The organism is Massilia sp. CT11-108, from assembly GCF_047302915.1.
In the GTDB taxonomy this organism is placed as follows: Bacteria; Pseudomonadota; Gammaproteobacteria; order Burkholderiales; family Burkholderiaceae_D; genus Telluria; species Telluria orientalis.
In genome coordinates this window covers 1-2,726 of record NZ_JBKYMO010000637.1, presented here as the reverse complement: position 1 = coordinate 2,726, position 2,726 = coordinate 1, and the positions used below count along the sequence as shown (strand labels likewise).

The 2,726-nt window shown below is 69.2% G+C and carries 1 protein-coding gene and 1 pseudogene; both read right to left on the bottom strand.

Going from position 1 to position 2,726, the window contains the following annotated elements; genetic code table 11:
• Positions 1-209, bottom strand: a pseudogene (locus ACEN88_RS28715) (hypothetical protein); the annotation flags it as partial.
• A 5-nt stretch (positions 210-214) separates the two neighbouring features.
• Entirely contained in the window at positions 215-2,692 is a 2,478-nt protein-coding gene (gene ctaD, locus ACEN88_RS28710; protein ID WP_413345172.1) for a cytochrome c oxidase subunit I, read from the bottom strand.
• Positions 2,693-2,726 lie beyond the last annotated feature (34 nt).

Genomic DNA, 2,726 nt, shown 5'->3' with positions numbered 1-2,726 from the left:
CGCCACGCGAGCCAGGCGCACGCGCCGATGGCGGCCAGCGTGACGGCACCCAGCAGCACGCGGTCCGGCCCGCCGGGACGCATGCCGGCCGGCGTGCACTGGGCCGCCGCGAGGCCATAGGCGAAGGCGAAGTGCAGGCTCCACACGAGCAGCGGCAGCGTCCCCGCCAGCAGGCGGCGCCAGAACGATTCGCGGGTGCGCGGCATCATGGCCATCACGCCATCAGCAGCGGCACGAGCCGCACGACGAGCATCCCCGCGATGCCCTGCAACGTGGTCATGTGCCACACGAGCGCGATGGTGTCGAGGGATGCGCGGCTGCGCTCACCCAGCAGGCCGCACCATGCGCGCGCGGCGAGATACGGCGCCAGCACGGCGAGCGTCACGACGTGCAGGCCCTGGTAGGAGGCCAATGCCGCGACGGCCGCGGCCCATGCGGTGGCGGTCGGGTCCAGCCGGGCATCGAGCAGGCCGCCCACGTCGACCGCACATGACGCGAGCACGCAGCCCAGCGCCGCCAGCACGAGCCACGGCAGGCGCCGCGTGCCGACGGCGAGCGTCGCGAACCACACGAGCAATGAGCCCAGCACCAGCAGGCCGGCGGATGTGAGCGCGAGGTCCTGCGACGGCAGCGTGGCGCCGGGCGGCGGGCACACCGTCAGGCGCATCGTCACGTGCACGTAGGCGAACGCGAAGCACGCGAAGATGCTGAGGTCGACGACGAGCATCACGATGGCGGCCCACCACGCGTGCGAGGCCGTGCCGGTGGCGCCGACCGATATCGACTCGCCATGGCCGATGTCCACGTCGGTGACGGTGCTCGCGCGATCCGCCTGCCACATCCATCCGAGCACCGCCGCGATGGCCGCGATGCCGCAGATCCAGGCGATCATCGTCAGCTTCACGGTCAGCAGCAGGAAGAAGGCGGCCGTGCCGGCGGCGGCAATGAGCGGTAGCCAGCTGTCGCCGGGCAGGATCAGCACATAGCGCGGGACCGCCGCGACGGGGCTCGTGGCGATGGTCTCGCGCGCGCCCGTCGCCGTGCGCGGCAGGTAGTGGCGGCCCGCCTCCACCTCGCGTACCAGTTCCGGACGGTCCCACAGCGGGTCGATGGAATCGATGCGCGGGATGCTGCGGTTGCCGTAGTCCTCGGACGGCAGCCATTCGAGCGTGGGCGCATTCCACGGGTTGCCGACGGCGCGCGCAGGCCGGCGCAGCGACCGCCACGCATCCCACGCGAACACCAGCACGCCGAGCGCGAACGTGAACGCGCCCACCGTCGACAGCATGTTCAGGCCATTCCACCCGAGGTCCGCCGCATACGTGTAGACGCGGCGCGGCATGCCGAGCAGGCCGGTCACATGCATCGGGAAGAACGCGACGTTGAAGCCGACGAACATCAGGCCGAACACCCAGCGCGCGAGCCCTTCCGACAACCGGTTGCCGTTCACGAGCGGCAGCCAGTAGTACAGCGCGGCGAACACGGGGAACACCATCCCGCCGATCAGCACGTAGTGGAAGTGCGCGACGACGAAATACGTGTCGTGCACCTGCCAGTCGAACGGGATCACGGCGACCATCACGCCGGTCAGGCCGCCCAGTACGAAGATCGCCATGAAGCCGAGCAGGAACAGCGTGGGCGCGTTCGCTTCGACTTTTCCCTTCCACAGCGTGGCGATCCACGCGAACACCTGGATCGCGGTGGGCACCGCCACCGCCATGCTGGCCGCGGAAACAAAGCCCATTTCCAGCGTGCCGAGGCCCGCGGTGAACATGTGGTGCGCCCACAGGCCGAAGCTGAAGACGCCCACGCCGACGAGGGCCGCGATGATGGCGCGGCGCGCGACGAGCGGCGTGCCGGCGAGGGTCGGCACGATCGTCGACACCATGCCGGCGGCCGGCAGAAAGATGATGTAGACCTCGGGGTGGCCGAAGAACCAGAACAGGTGCTGCCACAACAGCGGATCGCCGCCGCGGTCGGCGATGAAGAACGGCCAGTCGAACGCGCGCTCCAGTTCCAGCAGCGCCGTGCCCGCGATCACGGCGGGGAACGCGAACACGATCATCACGCCCACGACCAGCATGGCCCACGCATAGACGGGCATGCGTCCCAGGGTCATGCCCGGCGCGCGTGTAAACAGGATGCCGACGATCAGTTCGATGGCGCCGGCGATCGCGGAGATCTCGATGAAGCCGATGCCCAGCAGCCAGAAGTCGGCATTCAGGCCCGGCGAATATTTCAGGCCCGTAAGCGGCGGATACATGAACCAGCCCCCGTCCGGCGCGAGGCCGACGAACAGGGTGCAGAAGAATGCGAGGCCGCCGATGGCGTAAGCCCAGAACGCGTACGCGGACAGGCGCGGGAACGGCAGGTCGCGCGCGCCCAGCATGTTCGGCAGCAGGTACACGGCGATGGCTTCCACGATCGGGATCGCGAACAGGAACATCATGACCGAGCCGTGCATCGTGAACACCTGGTTGTACGTCCCGGCGCCGAGGAAGCCGTTGTCCGGCACGGCCAGCTGCACGCGCATCAGGAGGCCCAGCACCCCCGCGAGGACGAAGAACAGCAGCGCCGTCCCGATGTACAGCAGGCCGATGTTCGTGTTGTTCACGGACGAGAAGAAGCGCCAGCCGCGCCGCGTGCGCCAGACGTCTTCCAACCGCGCGAGGTCGTCGTCCCGGGTTGTCATTGCAGGTGCTCGAGATAGGCTGCCAGCGCGCGCA